Consider the following 23,875-nt stretch of genomic DNA (forward strand, 5'->3'; position numbering starts at 1 on the left):
CCTATCAGCTTTGGTCCCCAAACCTCCCTGGTAGGAACCAGGACTGATAGCGCAACGACGGGTTTAGGCGGGAAGGGATACCGCCGTGACAGGCATGGACGAATCCGGCGCGAAGCTGATGCCGCTGGGTTCGATGCCGGCCATGACCAGCTGGGCCCCGAGGGCGGCCACCATGGCCCCGTTGTCGGTGCACAGCTCAAGCGGCGGGACAGTCAGCCGGATCCCGGCGGCGCTGCACCGCTGTTCGGTGAGCTGGCGCAGCCGGGAGTTCGCGGCAACCCCGCCGCCCAGCAGGAGTTCGGTGATGCCGTTTTCCCGGCAGGCAAGCACTGCCTTGGCGGTGATCACGTCCACCACGGCTTCCTGGAACGCAGCCGCGATATCAGCCACCGGCACGTCCTCGCCGCGGGCCTCGAACTGCTCCACGCAACGGGCCACTGCGGTCTTCAGCCCGCTGAAGGACCAGTCGTACCGGTGCGGTCCGGGTTCGTCCGCAGTCCCCATGTACTTGGGCTGCGTCAGACCGCGCGGGAACCGGATGGCTTTCGCGTTGCCCGTCCTGGCGAGCCTGTCGATGGCCGGTCCGCCCGGGTAGCCGAGCCCCAGGAGCCGTGCCACCTTGTCGTAGGCTTCCCCGGCGGCGTCGTCAATGGTGGAGCCCAGCAGTTCGACGTCGTCGGTAATGTTCCTGATCCGGAGGATTTCGGTGTGGCCGCCGGAGACCAGCAGCGCGCCCAGGTGATCCGGCAGCGTATTCCCGGGAAGGGTGTCCCCCGGCGGTGTGTTCCCCGCCTGCAGCAGGCCGACACCGACGTGGGCCACCAGGTGGTTGATGGCATACAACGGTTTGCCCGTGGCCACGGCGAGCGCCTTGGCAGCGCACACGCCCACCATCAGTGCCCCGGCCAGGCCCGGACCGGACGTGACGGCAATGGCATCCACGTCGTCGAGCGTGACCCCGGCTTCCGCGAGCGCTTCCTGAAGGGTGGGAACGAAGGCGTCCAGGTGCGCACGGGAAGCGATCTCGGGGATGACCCCGCCGAAGCGGACATGCTCCTCCATGGACGACGACACCGTGTTGGTCAGCAGGACCGTGCCCCGCACGATTCCCACGCCGGTCTCATCGCAGGAGGACTCGATGCCGAGGACCAGGGGCTGTGATCGGTTCATGGGGTGTCTGCCTCCGTTGCCGGCATAGTGTCTGTGGTCGCGCCGGTGCCTGCCGGCCCGTCGATCAGCGCGGAGTCCTGCAGCTGGAGCCGCATGATCAGCGCGTCAACGCCGTCCCGGTAATACCTTGGCCGGATGTGGATCTGCTCGAAGCCGAAGCGCCGGTACAGCTCCTGGGCCCGGGGGTTGTCCGCCCTGACCTCCAGAAGCACGTCTGCCGCGCGTCGCCGCCGGCTTTCGGCAATGAGCTCGGTCAGCAGGGCCGAACCGATGCCTTTTCCTTCCCACTCGGGTACGACGGCGATGGTCTGCACATCCGCAATGGGCTCGATGCACATCAGTCCGGCGTAGCCCACAATCTCGCCGCCGGCCTCGGCCACCAGGTAATGGCGCGTCTCAGCCTGCGCCAGTTCGTCATGGAACATCCGGAGCGGCCACGCGTCAACAGGGAAAAGTCTGCATTCGAGGGCGTGCACTGCAGGGATGTCCATCCCGTCCATGCTGCGCAGCGTCACCCCGGCCGGTGCGGCGCCGGCCTCTCCGGTCACTGTCCCGTTCATAGCGCACGCTTCCGGGGCCCTGGGACCTGGGCGTCGGACTCGCGCAGGTACAGCGGGGTGGAATCCAGCAGCTTCTCCCCCGCGGCCAGCCTGGCCAGGGCAAACTGGCCCAGGTAGAGGGCATCGGGCTGCTCGAGGCTGAAGTCGGGATCGGCGCGGAGGACGTCCTCGTAGATGCCCGCGCCGGCGCCGAAGGCGGGGAGGTCGGGCAAATCGGCTGCGAACCCCACGTGCGGTCCGTCAACGAGCAGGGGCAACTGGCCGTCGGCGAGTGAGTAGCGGGCCCAGTACACCTCTTTGCGCCGGGCGTCCGTTGCCACGAGGAATTCCGGCACGGCGGCGGTCGATTCGGCCACTTCCAGGGCCATGGCGTCCAGGCTCATCAGGCCGTACAGGGGTTTGCCCCAGACGAAGGACAGGGTCCGCGCGGTGGCGATCCCGGAGCGCAGTCCGGTAAACGGTCCCGGGCCCACACCGGTCACAATCGCGTCAATGTCCGCGCCTGTCACGCCGGCGTCGGCAAGCATGTCATCTATGCCCGGGGCCAGCACTTCCGCGTGGCTGCGGGTGTCCTCCGTGGAGAAACTGGCCAGCACGCCTTCCGGTGCGTCGTCCGAAACCAGCGCCGCACTGGCCACGGCTGACGTGTCGATGGCAAGGATAAGCATCAGGAGTTCCCTTTCACGGCGTCAGGCAGCAGGGGCTGCTCAGCCCAGCGCGGGCCGAAGCCGCGGATCAGAACGGTGCGGGGCTCGTCGTCGTCGTCCGTATCGAAGTCCAGTACGCCGCCGGCGGCGTCGGATGAGGGCACCAGCGGCCGGTGCAGTTCGACGTCGAGCAGGCTGTCGCTGAGATGTTCCACCCTGCCGCGGCCCCACTCCACCACGGTGACGGTGCTGTCCAGAGTGTTTTCAAGGTCGATGTCGTCGATTTCCGCCGGGCTTTCAAGCCGGTAGGCATCCACGTGCACCAGGTCGGGGCCGCCGGGGCGCGGCCCGTCGGGAAGGTTGGGGTGGATGCGGACCAGGACGAACGTGGGCGAGATGATGCCGGACCGCACCCCCAGGCCCTCGCCAAGGCCCTGGGTAAAGGTGGTCTTGCCGGCGCCGAGTTCGCCCGTCAGGATGACCAGGTCGCCCGCCTCCAGAACGGCACCGAGGGCAGCCCCGAGGGCATGGGTCTCCTCAGCGCTTTGCACTGTCAGGGGCAGCTCCCACTGCGGTTCGCTCATGGTGCTCCCCCCTGACCGTCCAGGCGGTTTCCGTCAGCGGGGACCTCGTTGATGTACCGCCGCGGGACCCGCGGGCTGATCCGCGTCACGATCTCGTAATTGATGGTGCCCGCCGCGCGTGCCCAGTCGTCCGCCGTCGGCCCGCCGTCGGCGCCATCGCCGAACAGGACCGCTTCGGCCCCCAGCACACTGGTTCCGCCGGACGCCACGCCGCGGGGTCCGAGGTCGATCACCATCTGGTCCATGGCAATCCTGCCCACCACCGGGTAATTCCGGCCCTCAACCCGGACGGGGCCGCCTGTGGCCACCCGGGGCACGCCGTCGGCATATCCGAGCGGGATCAGTCCCAGGGTGCTGGCGCCGGCAGTGTGGTAGTTGAGGCCGTAGGAAACCCCCTGGCCGGCGGGGACGTCCTTGCAGTGTGACACCTTGGTGCGGACTGTCATGGCGGGGCGGAGTCCGAGCTCGGCCGGGGACTGGCCGTCGAAGGGCGAGAGACCGTAGATGCCGAGGCCCACCCGGACCAGGTCGAAGTGTGTGTCGGGGCGGGAAAGCGTGGCCGGCGTGTTGGCCAGGTGCCGCACTTCGGGGTCCACCCCGGCGTCTTCGGCAATGGCCAGAACCTCACGGAAGGCCTGAAGCTGCTGGTCCGTTTCCGGACGGTGCGGTTCGTCCGCCACGGCAAGGTGGGAGAAAATGCCCACCACACGGAGCAGGCCTTCGTCCTGGTATTCCATCGCTTCGCCCACCAGGCTGTCCCATGCCTCAAGCGTTGCGCCGTTGCGGCCCAGGCCGGTGTCCACTTTCAGGTGGATGCGCGCGGGACGCTCCTGCTCACGGGCCGCCAGGACAATCTTCTCCAGTTCCCAGCCGGAGCAGCCAATGTCTATTCCGGCGGCGACGGCGGCACCGAAGTTGCTGTCCGGTGTGTGCAGCCAGGCAAGCAGCGGTGCCTCAATGCCGGCTGCACGCAGGGCCAGTGCTTCGGAAATGTGCGCCACACCGAGCCAGCGCGCGCCGGCATCCAGCGCTGCCCGGGCCACGGGAACGGCACCATGCCCGTAGGCGTCCGCCTTCACCACCGCCATGACCTGTGCCGGGGATGCGACGGCGGCCAGGTGGCGGACATTGTGCCGGATGGCATCGAGGTCGATCACTGCTGAACGTTCGCTGGCTGAACGTTCGGTTGCTGCTGGGTAAGTCACCCTAGTGATTCTAGTGGTGGCATGGCGGGTGGCTTAATCCGGCTAGGCGTCGGAGAGGTGGGCGATGGTGGCAGTGGCCCGGCGCAGTGCCTGCGGGGGAACGTCGCGCACGATTTCCTCCAGGAAGCTGAAGCGCCGCAGCCACTGGCTGCTCTGCCGTTCCGGCCGCGCGTTGGCCCGCTTCCACCAGTCGGCGATGTCGCCCCAGCCCGGCGCTGCCAGGGAACCGCCCACTTCTTGGACAGCCAGGGACGCGCACAGGTTGGCGAACCGCAGCCGGTCCGCCAGCGGCCAGCGCGCCAGGCTGCCCACGATGAAGGCCGCGCCGAAGCAGTCCCCTGCCCCGGTGGGATCGAAGGCGGCGACCGGCAGGGACGGCACCCACTCCTCTTCGCCTGTTTCGGAGTCCACGGCCATGGCGCCCTGCGGACCCAGGGTGACCACGGCCACCGGCACCCGGTCGGCGAGCGCATACAGTGCGGCCCAGGGCGTGTCGCGTCCGGTGAAGGCCATGGCCTCGCGCTGGTTGGGCATGAAGGCGTGGAAATACTGCAGGTTGTCCAGCCGGGTGGACGACCATTTGCCGGTGGCGTCCCAGCCGACGTCGCCGAAAAGCTTGACCCCCGCGCCGTGGGCGGCAACGGCCCAGGGCGCGAGTTCCTCGTCCAGGTCGGCGACGGCGGCGAGCGCGGCAGGCGGGGTTCCGATCAGTTCCGAGGAGCTGACCGGCGCGGGGTGGCCGTGGGTCACCATGGAGCGGTCGTGCTGCACGCTGAGCGAGACCGTCACGGGTGAGTGCCAGCCGGGGATGCGCTTGGAGAGGGACAGGTCCACGTGTTCCTGGGCGGCCAGGATCTTCCAGTTGTAGTCGCCGTAGCCGTCGTCGCCGAAGGCGGCCGCCAGCCCCGTGCGCAGGCCCAGCCGTGCGGCGGCGATGGCCTGGTTGGCTACACCGCCGGGGCAGCTGCCCATGCCCTCGCTCCAGATCTCGGTGCCGGGTTCCGGCGCGTGGGGCAGGCCGGTGAAGATGATGTCCTGGAAAACCGTCCCGGTCAGGAGCAGATCGAAGCTCCCGTCCGCGGGGGTGCGGACGGCGGCGAGCGGGTCGAACCGGCGCTCTGGTATCGCGTCCATGTTCGGCAGACTACGCCCTCGCGGCACGTGTGCAAAGTGCCCCGCCGAGGGCCGCCGTGACGGTTTTTCGGGGCTCCGCAACCGGGGGCCTGCCGCGCGCCGAATAGACTGCGTGGTATGCGGCTCATGATTGCCGGTGGCGGCGGGTTCCGTGTCCCGCTGGTGTACCGGGCGCTTACCTCCGGCCGGTTCGCGGGGCTGGTGCGCGAGCTTGTCCTGTTCGACGTCGATCCCCTGCGGCTCGCCGCGATGGAAGCTGTCCTGTCATCCATGGCTCCGTCCGGCGGCGCATCCGGCTTGGGCGGCGCATCCGGTTTGGGCGGCGCATCCGGTCCCGCCGTCAGCACCACCACCTCGCTGGCCGCAGGCCTTGACGGCACCGACATGGTGTTCGCCGCCATCCGCCCGGGAGGAACAGCGGGCCGGACCGCCGACGAACGGGTGGCCATCGCGCTGGGGCTACTGGGCCAGGAAACCACCGGCGCCGGCGGCATCTCCTACGCCCTGCGGTCCATCCCGGGGATGCTGGAGCTGGCCCGCGAAATGAAACAGCGCTGCCCGGATGCCTGGCTGGTGAACTTCACCAACCCGGCCGGAATGGTCACCGAGGCGCTGGTACCTGTGCTGGGGCCCAAGGTGATCGGCATCTGCGATTCAGCCGGCGGCCTGGTCCACCGGGCGGCCCGTGCAGCCGGCGCGCCGTTGCCGGAGGGAAGGCTCGACGGCGTGGGCTACTACGGCCTCAACCATTTGGGCTGGCTGTACCGCCTGGAATCCGGCGGAAACGACCTGCTGCCCGGACTGCTCGCCGACGCAGGGGCGCTGTCCGGCTTCGAGGAGGGCAGGCTGTTCCCGCAGCCGTTCCTCCAGTCCCTGGGCTGCCTGCCCAACGAGTACCTCTATTACTACTACGACACGGAGCGCGCAGTCGGTGCCATCCGTGCCATGCGCCAGACCCGCGGTGAATCAATCCACGAGCAGCAGGCCGGGCTGTACCCCGCGCTGGCCGCGGCCGGGTCCGGCGCCTACGAATTGTGGGACGCGGCCCGCCGTTCGCGCGAAGAGGGCTACCTGGCCGAGGCCCGGGCCAGCGGGGAACAGCGGAACGAGGACGACCTTGCCGGCGGCGGCTACGAACGCGTCGCGCTCGGGGTGATGCGGGCCCTGTCCGGCGGGGCCGCCGGGGCGGCAGGCGGCGCCGTCGAGCTCATCCTGAACACCCCCAATGCCGGTGCGGTTCCCGGTTTGCCGGCGGACGCCGTCGTCGAGGTTCCCTGCGTGGTGACGCCCGACGGCGCGGTGCCGCTCCCCCAGGACCGTCCGGGCCCTGCTCAACTGGCCCTCATGCAGCGGGTCAAGGAGGTGGAGCGTCTGACGGTGTCCGCCGCTGTGAATGGACGCCGCGACGACGCCGTCCGGGCGTTCGCGCTCCACCCGCTCATTGATTCCGCGGAGCTGGCGGCCGAACTGCTGGCCGGGTACGAGGCAGCCTTCCCTGCACTCCGGCAGCTGTGGCGCGGAAGGGCCGGATGACGGCGGCGCCTACAGGCGGCGGTACATGACCTTCAGGCCCACGTAGCCCAGTGTCGGGTGGTTGAACGCCTCCGGGATAGTGGCCAGGACCTCGAACCCCATGGCCTGCCAGGCCGCGACTGCGCGGACGTTGCTCTCCACCACCGCGTTGAACTGCATGGCGCGGAAACCGGCCGCTTTCGCCGCATCCAGCGAGTAGGCGCAAAGTGCCTTGGCCAGCCCTTTGCCGGCGTGGTCCGGGTGGACCATGTAGCCTGCATTGGCCACGTGGTTGCCTCCCCCGCCCTGGTTGGCGTGCAGTTCGCCTGTCCCCACAACTTCCTTGCCCTGGACGGCCACGAATGCCTGGCCGGGGGCGTCCTTGAACCAGCGTGCCCTTGCCTCTTCCTCCGTGGTCGCGCGGTCCCAGGTGAAGGCGTCCCCTGCCCGGATCACCGGTTCCAGGATGGCCCACATGCCTGGCCAGTCGGCGGCGGTAGCGGGACGGATGTCGAAGCCTGCTGCGTTCCTGCCTGAATCTGCGGTTGCGTCTGCGGTTGCGCTCACAGCCGCCACGTTAGCAGGACGGCGGCAGGCCGTGCGCAGTGAAGGCCGGGGCACTTCAGGAGTAGTGTTTTACCGGATGCAGTTCCGCCAGCCGAAAGGAGAGCCGTGACTCTGATCCGCCGTGTCGCGTTCCTTTCCCTGCACACTTCGCCCATGGAACAGCCCGGTTCCGGTGACGCCGGCGGCATGAACGTCTACGTGCGGGCGCTGGCCTCCGCCCTGGCCGCCAGCGGCGTGGAGGTGGAGATCTTCACGCGGTCCACGTCGTCCGGACAGCCCGCCGTCGAACATCCGGATCCCGGCGTGTGCGTCCACAACGTCATTTCCGGACCGCCGCGGAAGCTGCCCAAGGAGGAGCTTCCGGAGCTGCTGCACAGCATGGTGGAGGAAATCGAGCGCATCCGGCAGCGCCAGCCGCACGGCCGGTACGACCTCATCCATTCGCATTACTGGGTTTCCGGTGTGGCCGGGCTGGAGCTGTCCCGGCTCTGGGGTGTGCCGCTGGTCCACACGATGCACACCATGGCCAAGGTCAAGAACCTCCTCCTGCACTCCGGCGAGAAGCCTGAACCACGGCGGCGCGAGGACGGGGAGCACCGGATCGTGGACGGCGCCACACGGCTGGTCGCCAACACCCCGGCCGAAGCCGCCGAACTCGTGTCGCACTACAACGCCGACTTCGACCACATTGACGTCGCTCCCCCGGGGGTGGACCTGTCGGTGTTTACGCCTGCCTTCCGGACGCGCTCCCGCGCGCAGCTCGGAGTTCCCGCCACCAAATTCCACCTGCTCTTCGCGGGCCGGATCCAGCGTCTCAAGGGCCCGCAAATCCTCCTCAAGGCAGCGGCCCTGCTGCGCTCCCGCCGGCCGGACATCGACCTGCAGGTCACCATTCTGGGAGCCCTCAGCGGGGCTAAGGACTTCGACTTGAAGTCGCTGATCCACGCCGCGGGGATGGACGACGTCGTCACGCATCATCCGCCCGTAAACGCACCTGAGCTGGCCGCCTGGTTCCGCTCGGCCGACGTCGTGGTGGTGCCGTCGTACAGCGAGTCCTTCGGTCTCGTGGCGCTGGAGGCCCAGGCCTGCGGGACGCCGGTGGTGGCTACCCGGGTGGGCGGGCTGTCCCGGGCCATTTTCGAGGGACGGACCGGGCTGCTGGTGGACGGGCACAAGGCCGCGGACTGGGCCGACGTGCTGGAGGCCCTGTACGACGACCCCGCCACCCGCGAGGACATGGGGCGCGCGGCGGCCCTGCACGCCCAGGGGTTCGGCTGGCAGCGGACTGCCGCCATCACGCTGGAGAGCTACCACGCCGCCGTCGACCAATACAGTGACAGTCACAGAATTCCGGTGGGCCACACGCCTTGACCGGGCCGTGCCGGGCGGGGACCCCCGAACGGCTTACCCTGAAGCCACGAACTGAAGGACAACGATGTCTGACAACAACGTCATGAGTGACCTGGAAATCGCCCAGCGCGCCACGATGCGGCCCATCGAGGAAATCGCCGCATCCGCCGGTATCAGCGCCGACGCCCTGGAACTCTACGGCCGGTACAAGGCAAAGATCGATCCGGCGAAGCTCGTGGTTTCCACAGGGCCGGCTGGCCGGCAGCCGGGCAAGGTGGTGCTCGTCTCGGCCATGTCCCCCACTCCCGCAGGCGAGGGCAAGTCCACCACCACCGTGGGCCTGGCGGATTCGCTGGCCCGTGCGGGTCAGAAGGTGATGATCGCGCTGCGCGAGCCGTCCCTGGGACCCGTGCTGGGCATGAAGGGCGGAGCCACGGGCGGAGGCTACTCCCAGGTGCTCCCCATGGAGGAAATCAACCTGCACTTCACCGGCGACTTCCACGCCATCACGTCCGCGAACAACGCCTTGATGGCCTTGGTGGACAACCATATTTTCCAGGGCAACGAACTGAACATCGATCCCCGCCGGATGACCTTCAAACGCGTCCTGGACATGAACGACCGCGCGCTCCGCGAGGTGGTAATCGGCCTCGGCGGACCGGCGCAGGGCGTTCCGCGGCAGGACGGCTTCGACATCACTGTGGCCTCGGAGATCATGGCGGTGTTCTGCCTGGCCACGGACATTGCCGACCTCCGTGCCCGGCTGGGGCGCATCACGTTCGGTTACACGTACGACCGTGAGCCCGTCACGGTGGCGGACCTGGGCGTCCAGGGCGCGTTGACCATGCTGCTCAGGGATGCGATCAAGCCCAACCTCGTCCAGACCATCGCCGGCACCCCCGCCCTGGTGCACGGCGGGCCGTTCGCCAACATCGCGCACGGCTGCAACTCGCTGATCGCCACCCAGACCGCGCGCAGGCTTGCGGACATCGTGGTCACTGAAGCCGGATTCGGTGCCGACCTTGGGGCCGAAAAGTTCATGGACATCAAGGCGAGGGTGGCGGACGTGGCGCCCTCCGCCGTCGTGCTGGTGGCGACCGTACGGGCCCTGAAGATGCACGGAGGGGTGGCCAAGGACCGGTTGAAGGAGCCCAATGTGGAGGCGCTGGCCACCGGTACGGCCAACCTCAGGCGGCATATCCGCAATGTGGAGAAGTTCGGGATCACCCCGGTGGTTGCCGTCAACAAGTTCGCCACGGACACCAGGGAGGAGCTGGACTGGCTGCTGGAGTGGTGCGCCGGCGAGGGAGTGCAGGCTGCCGTGGCCGACGTCTGGGGGCGGGGCGGCGGCGGGGACGGCGGCGATGACCTGGCGGCGAAGGTGCTCGCAGCGCTTGATGCCCCGCACAGTTTCCGCTACCTGTATCCGCTGGAACTGTCCGTGGAGGACAAGATCCGCACCATCGTGCAGGAAATGTACGGGGCGGACGGCGTGGACTTCTCCGTGCCCGCCCTCAAACGCCTGGCCGAGATCGAAAAGAACGGCTGGACCGGCATGCCGGTGTGCATGGCCAAGACGCAGTACTCCTTCAGCGACGACGCCACCCGCCTCGGTGCACCGAAGGGCTTCACGGTCCATGTGCGGGATCTGATTCCCAAGACCGGGGCAGGCTTCATCGTGGCGCTGACGGGCGCGGTGATGACCATGCCGGGCCTGCCAAAGGTCCCGGCGGCCCTGCGGATGGACGTGGACGACACCGGCAAGCCCCTCGGCCTCTTCTAGATCCTCTCTCACTCCCTGCCGGTCCTCCCCGGACGCTCTCTCACTTCCAGCCCCCTTTTCCCGAACGCTATCTCACGTCCGGCCGGTCCTTCCCGGACCCTCTCTCACTTCCAGCCCCCTTTTCCCGAACGCTATCTCACGTCCGGCCGGTCCTTCCCGGACCCTCTCTCACTTCCGGCCCCCTTTTCCCGAACGCTATCTCACGTCCGGCCGCCAAGAATCTGCCTGTGGATAACTTCTGCGGCGTTGTCCGGTTTCGGGTCACAATGCCAGCATGCAAAAGCGCACCGATCTACCTGCTCACCTGGCGGCGGCTCCATTCACCTTCGATGAGGCTCGGGCTTCCGGCGTATCCGCAAGCAGGCTGAAGCGAAAGGATGTGGTCCATATTGGTCGCGAACTGTACCGCCCGTCGGGCTGGAACTTCGAACTGGAAGCGGCCGCACGGGCCTTGTCAGCCGCTTCGCCGGGAGCATGGATCTCGCACGTCACTGCAGCGCGGCTTCAATGCCAACTCCTGCCACCCTGGCTGGCTGGCTCGACGGAGTTGCACTTGAGCAAGCCCCGGTCCCTGCCCTCGGTGCGCCGCACCGGCATTCTCGGCCACACGGTTCTTGCCCTCGAAGACGAGATCGAATCGATCGACGGCATCAGCATCAGTACCCGATCCCGGACTTGGCTGGATCTTGCGCGGCGGCTGTCGGTGAGCGACCTCGTGTGCATGGGTGACCAGCTGATTCGCATTCCTCGCGTCGCCTTTGAGGACCGGACTCAGCCTTATGACACCTTGGACGGGCTCCGCACCCTGGTCAGCCGCCACCCAAACCTGCAGGGTGTGGTGCGTGCCCGGGAAGCGCTGGAGCTGATGCGGGTCGGGGCAGACTCAGCGCCCGAGTCGCTACTCCGCCTGGCCATGGCCGATGCCTGCCTCCCTGAGCCGGATCTCCAAATGGCGTTGCGACCAAGTGACGCCGCGTCGCCGACTGCCGATCTTGGTTATCGTCATCGGCGCCTCGCCATCCAGTACGACGGCGAACATCACCTTCTTGATGCCCAGGCCCTGAGCGACAAACGGCGTGATAAGGCCTTTGAATCGGCCGGCTGGACTGTATTGATCCTCGACAAGGACGATCTTGCTCACGGGTGCCAGCCGGCAGTCAACAAGATCAAACGGATATTGCGGCGTGCATGGCTGGATCATCCCCAGGCAACAGGCTTTGCCGACGCCGGGTGAGAGAGCGTCCCGGGAAAGGCGGCAGGAAGTGAGAGAGCGTCCCGATTAAACCCGCAGGAAGTGAGAGAGCGTCCGGTCCCCCGAACGGTGCACTGCGCCTGCGCCCGCGCCTGCGCCCGCGCCCGTGCGCCCGCCGCGCTTGAGCGAAACGAACACCACCACAACGCTCAGCGCCACCAGTCCGGCCACGTAGGCCGCGGTGCCCGGGTCCTCCGCGAGGAGCTGCGGGATGGCCCGTCCGGGGACGGCCACGGCAAATACGAATGCGACGGCAATGCCGATGTAGCTGCCGATCATGTTGCCGAGATGCGAGGGGATGTTGCCGCGGATGGCGCTGACCAGCCCAAGGGTGACCGTCACCATGGTGAAGGCGGATAGCCCGTGCAGCCAGGTGAAATGCCCGGCCGTTACAATCCAGAAACTGCTGATGCAGACGTAGTACATGGCCGCGACCCAAAGGTAGCCCATGGTGCGGTGGATGCGGTCGCGGCGCCGGCGAAGGATTTGGAAAGGGCCTATCGCGAGGACGAACAGCGCCGCGATCACGTGGCTGACAAGCAGTACATTCCAGTGGTCCATGGGATTAGGATAGAGCCACTATCCAATGCGTGTACATCAGGATAGCTGGCGCCGGATCCACTATCCAATGGTTTCGGACTGTTGCGGGAAAGAGGGCAGGCATGCAGCTCAAGGATCTGAGCGGGCACACGGGAGTCTCGGCCGCCAGCATCAAGTACTACCTGCGCGAGGGCCTGCTGCCGGCCGGCGAGACAGTCCACGCAACCCGCGCGCAGTATTCCGCCCGGCACGTCGAGCGCCTCGGATTGATCCAGGCGCTCCGCCGGATAGTCGGACTGAACATCGAACAAATCCGCGGCATCCTGAAAATGGCCGACGACGGCGCCCCGCGCCTTGATCTGTTGGCCGCGGTCCAGCGTGTGGTGCTGCATCTTGACAGCCATGCCCAAGCAGGAGTCGATGCCGGCACGCCGCCGGCTGACGCCGTCGTACGCCTGAGAAACTGGCCGGACTATCCCAGCGACGCCCGGAACGCTTTGAACGCCCATCTGGAACTGATGGAAAGCCTCAACATCCCGGTGTCCGGTGAAGTGATGGACACGTACAGCAAGGCGATGGACGACGTCGCCCGGGTCGACATCGCAGCCACGACGGCCCCCGAAAGCGTCGACCAGCTGATCCTCACCGCCGCCGTAGGCATGCACATGCACAGTCAACTGCTCCTGAAACTCCTCGCCCTGGGGCAGGCCAGCCACGCCATCCGCCGCTACGAACAGGGCGCTTAACGCGCGATGCTCCCCCACCAAAAGTGAGAGAGCGTCGCGGGAGGAAGGGGCTTAGCGCTCCAGGTCTCCACGGATGAAGGCCTCAACCTTTTCACGGGCGAGGTCGTCGTTGAACTGCTCCGGAGGGGACTTCATGAAGTAGCTGGAAGCCGAGAGCAGCGGGCCGCCGATGCCACGATCCAGGCCGATCTTGGCGGCACGGATGGCATCGATGATCACGCCGGCGGAGTTGGGTGAATCCCACACTTCGAGCTTGTACTCCAGGGAAACCGGGGCGTCGCCGAAGTTGCGGCCTTCGAGTCGGACGAAGGCCCATTTGCGGTCGTCGAGCCACTGGACGTAGTCGGACGGGCCGATGTGGACGTCCTTGGCGGCCAGTTCGGCTTCGACGTTGGAGGTGACGGCCTGGGTCTTGGAGATCTTCTTCGACTCGAGGCGGTCGCGCTCCAGCATGTTCTTGAAGTCCATGTTGCCGCCGACGTTGAGCTGGTACGTGCGGTCCAGCGTGACGCCGCGGTCTTCGAACAGCTTGGCCATGACGCGGTGCGTGATGGTGGCACCGATCTGGCTCTTGATGTCGTCGCCCACGATCGGAACACCGGCGGCGGTGAACTTGTCCGCCCACTCCTTGGTCCCGGCGATGAACACCGGCAGGGCGTTGACGAACGCCACACCGGCGTCGATTGCGGCCTGGGCGTAGAACTCGGCGGCTTCCTGCGAACCGACCGGCAGGTAGCAGACCATGACGTCAACCTTGGCGTCCTTGAGGGCCTGCACGACGTCGACCGGCTCCGCCGGGGACTGCTCGATGGTCTCGAGGTAGTACTTGCCGAGGCCGTCCAGGGTGTGGCCGCGCTGCACGGTCACGCCGGTGGGGGGAACGTCGGCGATCTTGATGGTGTTGTTTTCGCTGGCCAGGATGGCGTCGGCCAGGTCCACGCCGACCTTTTTGCCGTCAACATCGAAGGCTGCAACGAATTCAACATCGTTGACGTGGTACTTGCCGAACTCCACGTGCATCAGACCGGGAATCGTGGCCTGGGGGTCGGCATCCCGGTAGTAGTGGACACCCTGGACCAGGGACGCGGCGCAGTTACCCACACCGACGATGGCAACACGAATCGGATTTGAAGACACGGAACTCCTTTGAGAACAAACTTCAGTGCCCCGCGCGGCTGCACTCTGATGTGCGACGGCGGCTGCTGGGCACGGCGCCATGGGGCGCACTTGCATTCTAGCCAACGCCGCCGGGGCCGGCGTTGTTCCCGGCCCCGGCTTTGTGTCCCGGACAGTTCTGTTACGGACGCTTTGTTACGCGCCGGCTACTTCTGCGCCCACAGGTTGATGTCGGATTCGACGGCGAACTCATCGATCGCCGTCAGCTCCTCGCGGGAGAACGCCAGGTTGCTGATGGCGGACAGGGTGTCCTCCAGCTGCTTGACGCTGGACGCGCCCACCAGCGCGGACGTCACGGGCGACCCCTTGGGCTGGTCGCGGAGGATCCAGGCGATGGCCATCTGGGCCAGCGACTGTCCGCGGCCGGCGGCAATCTTGTTGAGTCCGCGGACCCGGTCCAGCTTGTCCTCGGTGAGCGCCGATTCGGACAGGAACCGTTCCTTGGCCGCCCGCGAATCGGCCGGGATGCCGTTCAGGTAGCGGTCCGTCAGCATGCCCTGTGCCAGCGGGGAGAAGGCGATGGATCCCGCGCCCACCTGGTCCAGAGCCTCGTAGAGGTTGGGGGTGCCGTTCTCGGTCCAGCGGTTCAGCATGGAGTAGCTGGGCTGGTGGATGAGCAGCGGAGTGCCAAGGTCCTTGAGGATCCGTGCGGCCTCGATGGTCTGCTCGGGGGTGTAGGAGGAGATGCCCGCGTAGAGGGCCTTGCCGGAGCGCACGGCGTAGTCCAGCGCACCCATGGTTTCCTCCATGGGCGTTTCCGGATCGGGGCGGTGGCTGTAGAAGATGTCCACGTAGTCCAGGCCCATGCGCTGCAGCGACTGGTCAAGGCTGGAAATCAGGTACTTGCGGGAACCCCACTCGCCGTACGGTCCGGGCCACATGAAGTAGCCGGCTTTGGTGGAGATGACCAGCTCGTCGCGGTACGGCTTGAAGTCGTCCTGGAGGTGGCGGCCGAAGTTGGTCTCCGCGGACCCGTCCGGCGGGCCATAGTTGTTGGCCAGGTCGAAGTGGTTGACGCCGAGGTCGAAGGCGCGGCGGAGGATGGCGCGCTGCTCATCGAAACGCTTGTCGTCGCCGAAGTTGTGCCACAGGCCAAGGGAGATGGCCGGAAGTTTGAGCCCGCTGCGTCCGACGCGGCGGTAGGGCATGGATTCATAGCGGTTGTCCGCTGCCGAATAAGTCATACGTGCAATCCTGCCAGCTGTGACGCAGGCTACAACCATATTGGCCGTTGTTACGCCGCGGGCTGACTAAACGGCCCGCGGCGCAGCAACAGCCACCAGAAGCTAGGCCTTCAGAATGGCCGCACTCCAGGGCGCCAGCACCAAGGACCCGCCATCCGGCCCGGTTGCCTCATCGGTGGCGAGCAGTACCGAGCCCGCAACGTCCCCGAGCCTGACCGGCTGTTCGGAGAAGTTCAAGGCCACGTGGACGTCTCCGCGCCGGAACCGCAGCCAGCCATCGGCTTCGCTGTAGTCCACTTCCGTATCCGTGAACCCCAGGCCTGCGAGTTCCGGGGTGGAACGGCGCAGCGCCGTCAGCGCACGGTAAAGCTCCAGGAGGCGCGCGTGGTCGCCCTGCCCGGCCTCGGCCCAGTTCAGTTTCGACCGGTTGAAGGTTTCGGGGTCCTGGGGATCGGGCACGACGGCGGGATCCCACCCCATTCGCTCGAACTCCTTGATGCGGCCTTCCGCCGTCGCCTTGCCGAGCTCCGGTTCCGGGTGGGACGTGAAGAACTGCCACGGCGTGGTGGCGCCGTATTCCTCCCCCATGAAGAGCATGGGGGTGAACGGGGACGTCAGCGTGAGGACGGCGGCCAGGGCAAGCTGGCCGTAGGACAGCGACTGGGAGAGCCTGTCCCCGGTGGCACGGTTGCCGATCTGGTCGTGGTTCTGGCTGCAGACCACCAGGGCGGCCGGGTGCACCAGTTCGGCGTTGATGGGCCGTCCGTGGTGCCGGCCGCGGAAGCTGGAGTAGCTGCCGTCGTGGAAGAAGCCGTCGCGCAGCACCTTGGCCAGGGCGCCCAGCGAGTCGAAATCGCTGTAGTACCCTGCGGTCTCGCCGCTGATGTTCACGTGCACGGCGTGGTGGAAGTCGTCGCTCCACTGCCCCTCCAGCCCGTACCCGTTGGCGTCGCGGGGATACAGCAGGCGGGGGTTGTTGAGGTCGGACTCCGCGATCATGGTGATCGGCCGGCCGGTTTCCGCCGCAACGGCGTCGCCCAGGGCCCCGAATTCCTCGAGGAGATGGACCGCCCGCTCGTCCTTGAAGGCGTGCACGGCGTCGATCCGCAGCCCGTCCACGCGGTAGTCGCGAAGCCACATGGCAGCGTTGTCCAGGATGTAGCGGCGGACCTCGTCGGACCCTGCCGAATCCAGGTTCACCGAATCGCCCCACGTGTTTCCCTCCCCTGACTTCAGGTAGGGCCCGAACTTCGGCAGATAGTTTCCGCTGGGACCGAGGTGGTTGTAGACCACGTCCTGGATGACGCCCAGGCCCGCCTGGTGCGCGGCGTCCACGAAGCGCTGGTACGCGGCGGGGCCGCCGTAGCCTTCATGGACGGCGTACCAGAGGACGCCGTCGTAGCCCCAGTTGTGGGTCCCGTTGAAGCCGTTGACGGGCAGGAGTTCCACAAAATCGACGCCGAGGTCCTTGAGGTACCCCAGCTTCCCGGCGGCAGCCTCCAGGGTGCCCTCAGGAGTGAACGTGCCGATATGCAGTTCGTAGATGACGGCGCCCTGCAGTTCCCGGCCCGGCCAGTCCCCGTCCGCCCATTCATGGGCGGACGGATCAAAGGTCCGCGACAGGGAGTGGACGCCCTCGGGCTGGCGGCGGGAACGGGGGTCCGGCAACGGGGTGGTGTCCGTCCCCGGCAGGTAACCGTAGAAGACTTCGCCTTCGGCCGGGGCGTCCGGGGCCGTCCACCAGCCCCCGCCGCGCTGGCTCATGGGGTATTCGGCTCCGTCGGCCAGCAAGGTGATGGCCGTGACGTCGGGGGCCCAGACGTCGAAGCGTCCGCTTCCGTTCACGGAAGGAGTCATCCGTCATTCTCCGATCCAGTGGTAGGTACCAGCAGTGCAACGGGGTAGTTAGCCAGGAGGTCCGCAACAGCGACGGGCCCGGGCCCGAAGCTTTTGCCCGTGAATTCGTCCGTCATGGCTGCCGGCAGTTCCACCGAGGTGTCCTGCCAGCCGCCGGACTGTTCCAGCCCCCGGGGCAGCCTGGTTGCCAGCGTCACGGCCCCGGCGGACGCACCGGCACCCCGGCTGAACGCAACCAGGTGCGCCGCCGCAGCACCGGTGGCCGTGATTGCCGTATAGCCCGTGAAGAGCTCGGTCCGGTCGCGCCGGAGCCGGAGCGCGCGGGAGGTCACCAGCAGTTTGGCCGCCTCGTCCCGGTACGACGCCGGACGCTCGCCGGCGTCGAGGGCGTCCAGTGCCCGCTGCCGCGCGGCAAAGTCGACGGTCCGGCGGTTGTCCGGATCGGTGAGGGAACGGTCCCAGAACTCGGTGCCCTGGTACACGTCCGGGACGCCCGGCATGGTCAGCTGCACGAGTTTCGCTGACAGCGCGTTGGCAGCGCCGTACGGTTCCAGGAGCGCCACAAAGGACTCCAGTTCCGCACGGACCTCCGGGTTGTCGAACGCGGCGTCGACGGCGGCAGCCAGCTTCTGCTCGAACGCCTCGTTCGGGTCCAGCCAGTCGGTCGAATTACCGGCTTCGCGGGCCGCCTTGGTGGCGTACTGCTGCAGGCGTTCCCGGGAGGCCGGCCATGCGCCGGCAATGGCCTGCCACAGCAGGCTGGCCAGCGGTCCGTCCGGAAGCGGCGCCAGTTCCTGGAGTCTGGCCAGGACACGGTCCCATTCCGCCACGAACTCGGAGATCACGGAAATCCGGGCACGGGTGTCCTCGCTGCGCTTGGTGTCGTGCGTGCTGAGCGTGGTCATGGAAAGGGGCAGGTGGGCTTCCCGCCGCATCATCCGCCGGTGGAACTCCGCCGGGTCCAGTGCGAACTCGGTGGGATCGGCGCCCACCTCCGTCAGGGTTCCCAGCCGGGTGTAGCGGAAGAACGCGGTGTCCTCAACGCCCTTGGCCATCACCATGCCGGAGGTCTGCTGGAACCGCTGTGCCAGCGGTGAGTCGGCGTCCAGCAGCAGCGGCTGGAGCAGGTCCACGGCCTGCGCAAGGTCCGGGCGCCGCCGGGCGGCGAGGCTGCAGGCTTCCTTGAGGACTTCCTCGCCGTACGGGAGGTACGTCCGGTACACGGGGAAGGCTGCGATGACCTCGGAGATCGCATCCGCTGCGAGTTCGGCATCCAATCCCGTCGCGGCGGGAACCGTTCCGGCGGGAAGAAGCCGTGCCAGCCGGAGGATCTCCGAATGCAGGATGCCGTCGGTGATCCGGCGTTTGGTGAGCCGGATCATTTCCTCGTAATCCGCGGGCTCCCCGCCGCGCAGCCTGCCGTCCAGCTGGTCGAGGGCCTGTTGCGCTGAGGCGTCCACGAAGAGCCGGTCCACGTCAGCCAGTGCGTCGTAGCCTGTAGTCCCTTCACATTCGAAGGACGCCGGAAGCTCCTCCCCCGGTTCCAGGATTTTCTCGATAAGCAGGTACCTGCCGCCCGTGGCTTCGCGAAGGCGCCGCAGGTAGCCCTCCGGGTCGGCCAGGCCGTCAGGGTGGTCAATCCGGAGGCCGTCCGCCAGCCCCTCGCGGAACCAGCGGACCACCTCCTCATGGGCTTCGTCGAATACCCGGGGAACTTCCACCCGGACGCCCGCCAGCGTATTCACGGCGAAGAACCGGCGGTAGTTGAGGTCGTTGTCCGCGCGGCGCCAGCCCACCAGTTCATAGTTCTGGCGGGCGTGGACGTCACGGGGGTCGTCCCCGTCGGCGAAACTGCCGTCCGCAAGCGGGAACCGGTGGTCGTAGTACCGCAGCTCGCCATCGCGGATTTCCAGCTTGTCCAGGTCGTCGTCGCTCCCCAGCACCGGGAGCCGGATGCGTCCGCCGCCGAAGTCCCAGTCGACGTCGAACGCCTCGGCGTAACGGGACTGTTTGCCCTCCTTGAGCAGCGACCACCACCAGGGGTTCTGGTACGGCGAGGCCACGCCCACGTGGTTGGGCACAATGTCCACGAGCACGCCCATGCCGGCATCCCGGGCTGCCCGGGACACGGCGGCGAGGCCTTCCGGACCGCCGCGGTCGGGATCCACCGCGGACGGGTCGGTGACGTCGTACCCGTGGTCCGAACCCTTTTCCGCGGTCAGGACCGGGGACAGGTAGATCCAGTCCACGCCCAGCGACTTCAGGTAAGGGACCTTGGCGGCAGCGTCCTGGAGTGTGAAGGACGGACGGATCTGGAGCCGGTAGGTGGAGATGGGCGTCCTCATGAATCCGCCTTGCCCTTGGCCTTGACCTTCCTTATTTGGGCAGGTTCCGCGATGGCCGGGGTGGTCAGCGACTCGGTCTCGCTGGTGCTGGTCTGGGACAGGGCCGCCAACGACGCCGCCACCGAGTGGTCCGGTTCGGTCTCCGGAACGCTGTGGGCGCGGAGCACCACCAAAGATTTGGCAGCCACGGGCATGGCATCTCCGGCTTCAACCGGTTCGGTATCGGCGTTCTGGCCCGCCGTGTCGATGATGATGTCCCAGGCGGGAGCGTATTCGTCGGACGGCAGCGTGAACTTCACTTCGTCGTCGTGCGCGTTGAAATAGAGCACGAAGTTGACGTCGGTGATCCGGCGGCCGCGCTCGTCGCGGCCGCGGATTCCGTCGCCGTTGAGGAACATGCCCACCGAGCGGCCGAAGCCGCTGTCCCAGTCCTCGGGCTTCATGGTGGAGCCGTCAACGTCCAGCCACTCGATGTCCGGAAGCCGCTCGCCTTCGCCGCGGAGCACAGGCCTGCCGTCGAAGAAGCGGCTGCGGCGGAAGGTGGGGTGCTTGTGCCTCAGCGCGTTCACGGCCGCGGTGAATTCCACCAGCGGCTGGTCCACGTTGTCCCAGTTGATCCAGGTCAGTTCCGAATCCTGGCAGTAGCCGTTGTTGTTGCCCTGCTGCGTGCGGCCCATTTCGTCGCCATGGAGGATCATGGGCACGCCCTGCGAGAGGAGCAGCGAGGCGATGAAGTTGCGCTGCTGCCGGGCGCGCAGGGCCAGGACCTTGGGATCGTCCGTGGGGCCCTCGGCACCGCAGTTCCACGAGCGGTTGTGCGATTCGCCGTCGTTGTTGCCTTCGCCGTTGGCGTCGTTGTGCTTCTCGTTGTAGGACACCAGGTCCGACAACGTGAAGCCGTCATGGGCGGTGACGAAGTTGATCGACGCGACCGGGCGCCGGCCGGAGTGCTCGTAGAGGTCGGCGGAGCCGGTAATCCTCGAGGCGAATTCGCCGAGGGTTGCCGGTTCTCCGCGCCAGAAGTCGCGGACGGTGTCGCGGTACTTGCCGTTCCATTCCGTCCACTGCGGCGGGAAGTTGCCCACCTGGTAGCCGCCGGGGCCGACGTCCCACGGCTCGGCGATCAGCTTGACCTGGGACACTACCGGGTCCTGCTGGATAAGTTCGAAGAAGGTGGACAGCTTGTCCACATCGTAGAATTCGCGGGCCAGGGTGGAGGCGAGGTCGAACCGGAAGCCGTCAACGTGCATCTCCGTGACCCAGTAACGCAGCGAATCCATCAGGAGCTGCAGGGAATGGGGGTGCCTGACGTTGAGCGAGTTGCCGGTGCCCGTGTAGTCCATGTAGTGCTTCTCGTCGCCGTCCATGAGCCGGTAGTAGGCGGCGTTGTCGATGCCCTTGAAGGACAGGGTGGGACCCAGGTGGTTGCCCTCGGCCGTGTGGTTGTACACGACGTCGAGGATCACCTCGATGCCCGCCTGGTGCAGCGAACGGACCATGGCCTTGAAGTCCTGAACCTGCTGGCCGGTGTCGCCGGTGGAGCTGTAGCTGTTGTGCGGGGCGAAGAAGCCGATGGTGTTGTAGCCCCAGTAGTTGTTCAGGCCCTTGTCTTCCAGTATGCCGTCGTTGACGAACTGGTGCACCGGCATGAGCTCGATGGCCGTGACGCCCAGCTTCTGGAGGTGGGAGATGACCGAGGGGTGGGCCACGCCGGCGTAGGTGCCGCGCTGGTCCTCGGGGACCTCGGGGTGCAGCTTGGTGAGGCCCTTGACGTGGGCCTCGTAGATCACGGACTTGTGGTACGGAACCCTGGGCAGGTGGTCACCGTCCCAGTCGAAGAACGGGTTGATCACCACGCCCATCATCATGTGCGGTGCGGAATCTGCATCGTTGCGCGAATCGGGATCGCCCATGTTGTAGGAGAACAGCGCAGGATCCCAGTCGATCTGGCCGTGCACCGCCTTCGCGTAGGGGTCCAGCAGCAGTTTGTTCGGGTTGAAGCGGTTCCCGGAGGCGGGATCGTACGGCCCGTGGACCCGGTACCCGTATTTCTGGCCGGGCTGGATGTGGGGAAGGTAGCAGTGCCAGACGTAGCCGTCTACCTCGAGGAGTTCGATCCGGGTCTCAGCACCCTTGTCGTCGAAGAGGCACAGCTCCACCTTTTCAGCCCTTTCGCTGAACAGCGCAAAGTTCGTGCCAGTGCCGTTAAAGGTGGCTCCCAGCGGGTAAGCCGATCCGGGCCAGACTTCCATGTGTACTCCTCGTGCGTAACGAATAAATCTCTAGACAGACTACTAGTAAGCAGGTTTACTATCGGTGTTCCTGCGCCCTGCGCCAAATCATTACAAAGTCCGCATCACCTCGGGAAGGCACGCCGCGATGGCACCGGCGGTCACCGGCCCGCCATTCGAGGCAAGGGTTCCGGCGAGGCCGTGCAGGCTTGCCGCCATGGCGCCGATGGCCGCCCAGCGCTGGTCCGCGGAGATCCCGCAGGCTTCAAACTTTTCCTCGTCGTCCGAATGCTGGGCCAGCAGGGAACCAAGTACTCCAGACAGCACATCACCGCTTCCGGCCGTGGCCATCCACGGCGTGGCTTCGGCCTGGCTGAAGACGGGGCCCGACGGCGCGGCCACCAGGGTGGTGGCGCCCTTCAGCAGCACGGTGGCACTGGTCCTTTCGGCGGCCCGGCGCACAGCGTCAAGTGTTGCCCCGTCCACGCCCTGCCGCCCGAGGTCGATCCCGTAGCGCTGCAGGAGGCGGGCCAGCTCACCGCCATGCGGCGTCAGCACCACGTGGCGCGCCAGGACGTCAGGGAGGGCCGGCAGCGCTCCGGCGTCGGCGGCCACCGGCAGTCCGGTCTCCACCGCGTCTCGCACGCGCTGCAGCTGCTGGTCGTCGCCGTCAGCGATCCCCGATCCAACCAGCCAGGCCTGGACATGCGCGTCGGCAACGTTGTCCGGGCCGCAGACCACCTCAGGGCAGGCCTGCCGGACCAGCCGGGTTGCCTCCGGCGGGCCCAGGTACCTGACCATTCCGGCGCCAGCCGCGAGGGCGCCCCGGCAGGCGAGGACCGCGGCACCCGGGTACTGTTCCGAGCCAGCCACGACGCCCAGGACTCCCCTGGTGTACTTGTGGGAGCGGCGCGCCGGCGGGGGCAGCAGCCGGGCAAGGTCGGCGGATTCGAGGCGCCGCAATGCAGGCGGCGGCAGTTCGCCTTCGATCCCGATGGGGATGACCAGCACGCGTCCGGCATGGTCGGCGCCGGGATCGGCGAGCAGGCCGGCCTTGACCCCTCCGAAAGTCACGGTGGCGTCTGCCGAAAGCACCGGGTCAAAGGCTTCGCCGGTGTCCGCGTTCACGCCGCTGGGAATGTCGCAGGCCACCACAAATCCGTGCGGTCCGCTGTTCAGCGTCCCGATCAGGGACGCCGTGGCGCCGCGGAGGCCTCCTTGGGCGCCGGTCCCCAGCACCGCATCAATCACGACGTCGGCGCCGGCGGCGGCCGCTGCCAGCCCGCCTGCGTTGTGGTCGGTGAGCGTCAGTGCGCGGCCGCCGGCGCGTTCGAAAGCGGCCAGACCCTCGGGGTGGGCGTCACCGGCGGTGAGCACCGCCGTCGTACGCATTCCGCGGGCAGCCAGGAAAGCAGCGGCGAAGAGCCCGTCTCCCCCGTTGTTGCCCTTGCCTGCCAGCACCGCAACGCTCGCGCCGTAGGGGCGGATCCCGCGCGAGGCAAGCTCACGGATCACGGCGTTGGCCATGCCGTAGGCCGCGCGCTGCATGAGAACAGCGCCCGCACCGGCACTAATGAGGGGCCTTTCGGCCTCCCGTATTTGGGTTCCGGTGTAGGCGCTGATCATGTTCAGTCCAATCGGTGCTGGGTCCGCGGCAGGGCTGTCAGGTGGAAGTCCGCGTCAGCCTTCCGCGAGGACGGTCGCCGTGGCGATTCCGCCGTCGTGGCTCATCGAGAGGTGCCAGCGTTTGACGCCCTTGGCGTCGGCGACGGCCAGCACGGTGCCCTTGACCTGGACGGTGGGACCGTTCTGGTCCAGGCCGATCCAGCAGTCCTGCCAGTTCATGCCCGCGGGTGCGCCCAGGACCTTGGCCACGGCTTCCTTGGCCGCGAAACGCGCGGCCAAGGAGCGGGTGTTCAGTTCGCGCTCGGCCGGGACGAACAGCCGGTCCCGGAGCCCGGGGGTCCGTTCCAGCTGCCGGCCGAACCGTTCAATGTCTACGACGTCTACGCCAATGCCAACAATCATGCGG

20 protein-coding genes are annotated in these 23,875 nt (G+C 67.3%); 5 read left to right on the top strand and 15 right to left on the bottom strand.

The features are described from left to right. Nucleotides 1–63: 63 nt before the first annotated feature. The 6 genes from tsaD to RW112_RS03265 are packed head-to-tail and all read right to left on the bottom strand — an operon-like array spanning nt 64 to nt 5,300. On the bottom strand, nt 64–1,170 hold the full coding sequence (tsaD, locus tag RW112_RS03240) for a tRNA (adenosine(37)-N6)-threonylcarbamoyltransferase complex transferase subunit TsaD (RefSeq protein ID WP_317780396.1): 1,107 nt from the start codon (nt 1,168–1,170) through the stop codon (nt 64–66). Beyond that, complete coding sequence (gene rimI / locus RW112_RS03245) at nt 1,167–1,730, bottom strand: ribosomal protein S18-alanine N-acetyltransferase (RefSeq protein ID WP_317780397.1); 564 nt, start codon at nt 1,728–1,730, stop codon at nt 1,167–1,169. The genes tsaD and rimI overlap by 4 nt, the downstream gene beginning before the upstream one ends. After that, nucleotides 1,727–2,398 (bottom strand): tRNA (adenosine(37)-N6)-threonylcarbamoyltransferase complex dimerization subunit type 1 TsaB, encoded by a 672-nt coding sequence (gene tsaB, locus RW112_RS03250; RefSeq protein ID WP_317780398.1) that lies wholly within the window; start codon nt 2,396–2,398, stop codon nt 1,727–1,729. Before tsaB ends, rimI begins: the two co-directional genes overlap by 4 nt. Continuing rightward, the gene (tsaE, locus tag RW112_RS03255) at nt 2,398–2,961 is read right to left on the bottom strand and encodes a tRNA (adenosine(37)-N6)-threonylcarbamoyltransferase complex ATPase subunit type 1 TsaE (protein WP_317780399.1); all 564 of its coding nucleotides are present in this window, start codon (nt 2,959–2,961) and stop codon (nt 2,398–2,400) included. Before tsaE ends, tsaB begins: the two co-directional genes overlap by 1 nt. Further along, complete coding sequence (gene alr / locus RW112_RS03260; RefSeq protein WP_317780400.1) at nt 2,958–4,166, bottom strand: alanine racemase; 1,209 nt, start codon at nt 4,164–4,166, stop codon at nt 2,958–2,960. Before alr ends, tsaE begins: the two co-directional genes overlap by 4 nt. A 42-nt stretch (nt 4,167–4,208) precedes the next feature. After that, entirely contained in the window at nt 4,209–5,300 is a 1,092-nt protein-coding gene (locus RW112_RS03265; RefSeq protein ID WP_317780401.1) for a PfkB family carbohydrate kinase, read from the bottom strand. A gap of 117 nt (nt 5,301–5,417) precedes the next feature. Between RW112_RS03265 and RW112_RS03270 the strand changes: the two genes are divergently transcribed. Further along, nucleotides 5,418–6,833, top strand: coding sequence for a 6-phospho-beta-glucosidase (locus RW112_RS03270; protein WP_317780402.1), 1,416 nt, complete (start codon nt 5,418–5,420; stop codon nt 6,831–6,833). 9 nt (nt 6,834–6,842) lie between these two features. Here RW112_RS03270 and RW112_RS03275 read toward each other — a convergent pair whose 3' ends face one another. Next, nucleotides 6,843–7,379 (bottom strand): GNAT family N-acetyltransferase, encoded by a 537-nt coding sequence (locus tag RW112_RS03275; protein WP_317780403.1) that lies wholly within the window; start codon nt 7,377–7,379, stop codon nt 6,843–6,845. A 105-nt stretch (nt 7,380–7,484) separates the two neighbouring features. Here RW112_RS03275 and mshA point away from each other — a divergent pair, with 105 nt between their 5' ends. From mshA to RW112_RS03290, 3 genes are all read left to right on the top strand, one after another. Beyond that, nucleotides 7,485–8,750: a D-inositol-3-phosphate glycosyltransferase gene (mshA, locus tag RW112_RS03280; RefSeq protein WP_317780404.1), complete on the top strand. Its 1,266-nt coding sequence runs from the start codon at nt 7,485–7,487 to the stop codon at nt 8,748–8,750. Between the two features lie 64 nt (nt 8,751–8,814). Further along, nucleotides 8,815–10,512, top strand: a complete 1,698-nt coding sequence (locus RW112_RS03285; RefSeq protein ID WP_317780405.1) for a formate--tetrahydrofolate ligase — start codon at nt 8,815–8,817, stop codon at nt 10,510–10,512. Between the two features lie 274 nt (nt 10,513–10,786). After that, nucleotides 10,787–11,746 carry a DUF559 domain-containing protein gene (locus RW112_RS03290; protein ID WP_317780406.1) on the top strand — a complete coding sequence of 320 codons (960 nt, stop codon included), beginning with the start codon at nt 10,787–10,789 and terminating at the stop codon, nt 11,744–11,746. A 45-nt stretch (nt 11,747–11,791) separates the two neighbouring features. Here the strand turns inward: RW112_RS03290 and RW112_RS03295 are convergent, their stop codons facing one another. Further along, nucleotides 11,792–12,325 carry a DUF2306 domain-containing protein gene (locus tag RW112_RS03295; protein ID WP_317780407.1) on the bottom strand — a complete coding sequence of 178 codons (534 nt, stop codon included), beginning with the start codon at nt 12,323–12,325 and terminating at the stop codon, nt 11,792–11,794. 101 nt (nt 12,326–12,426) lie between these two features. Here RW112_RS03295 and RW112_RS03300 point away from each other — a divergent pair, with 101 nt between their 5' ends. Next, nucleotides 12,427–13,050 (top strand): MerR family transcriptional regulator, encoded by a 624-nt coding sequence (locus RW112_RS03300; RefSeq protein WP_317780408.1) that lies wholly within the window; start codon nt 12,427–12,429, stop codon nt 13,048–13,050. Nucleotides 13,051–13,101: 51 nt separating this feature from the next. On the opposite strand, the gene RW112_RS03305 is transcribed toward RW112_RS03300, so the two are convergent. From RW112_RS03305 to RW112_RS03335, 7 genes are all read right to left on the bottom strand, one after another. Next, complete coding sequence (locus RW112_RS03305; protein WP_305941753.1) at nt 13,102–14,187, bottom strand: inositol-3-phosphate synthase; 1,086 nt, start codon at nt 14,185–14,187, stop codon at nt 13,102–13,104. A gap of 185 nt (nt 14,188–14,372) precedes the next feature. Continuing rightward, nucleotides 14,373–15,410, bottom strand: coding sequence for an L-glyceraldehyde 3-phosphate reductase (gene mgrA, locus RW112_RS03310; protein WP_317780409.1), 1,038 nt, complete (start codon nt 15,408–15,410; stop codon nt 14,373–14,375). Between the two features lie 102 nt (nt 15,411–15,512). Continuing rightward, a complete protein-coding gene (gene treZ, locus RW112_RS03315; protein WP_317780410.1) occupies nt 15,513–17,267 on the bottom strand; it encodes a malto-oligosyltrehalose trehalohydrolase in 1,755 nt (584 codons plus the stop codon). Beyond that, a complete protein-coding gene (gene treY, locus RW112_RS03320; RefSeq protein ID WP_317780411.1) occupies nt 17,264–19,612 on the bottom strand; it encodes a malto-oligosyltrehalose synthase in 2,349 nt (782 codons plus the stop codon). Before treY ends, treZ begins: the two co-directional genes overlap by 4 nt. Further along, nucleotides 19,609–21,864 carry a glycogen debranching protein GlgX gene (gene glgX / locus RW112_RS03325; RefSeq protein WP_317780412.1) on the bottom strand — a complete coding sequence of 752 codons (2,256 nt, stop codon included), beginning with the start codon at nt 21,862–21,864 and terminating at the stop codon, nt 19,609–19,611. The genes treY and glgX overlap by 4 nt, the downstream gene beginning before the upstream one ends. Before the next feature lie 90 nt (nt 21,865–21,954). Continuing rightward, nucleotides 21,955–23,469: an NAD(P)H-hydrate dehydratase gene (locus RW112_RS03330; RefSeq protein ID WP_317780413.1), complete on the bottom strand. Its 1,515-nt coding sequence runs from the start codon at nt 23,467–23,469 to the stop codon at nt 21,955–21,957. 54 nt (nt 23,470–23,523) lie between these two features. Further along, a complete protein-coding gene (locus tag RW112_RS03335) occupies nt 23,524–23,871 on the bottom strand; it encodes a holo-ACP synthase (RefSeq protein ID WP_317780414.1) in 348 nt (115 codons plus the stop codon). Between the last annotated feature and the right edge of the window lie 4 nt (nt 23,872–23,875).

The organism is Arthrobacter sp. B10-11, from assembly GCF_033142195.1.
Lineage (GTDB): Bacteria > Actinomycetota > Actinomycetes > Actinomycetales > Micrococcaceae > Arthrobacter > Arthrobacter oryzae_C.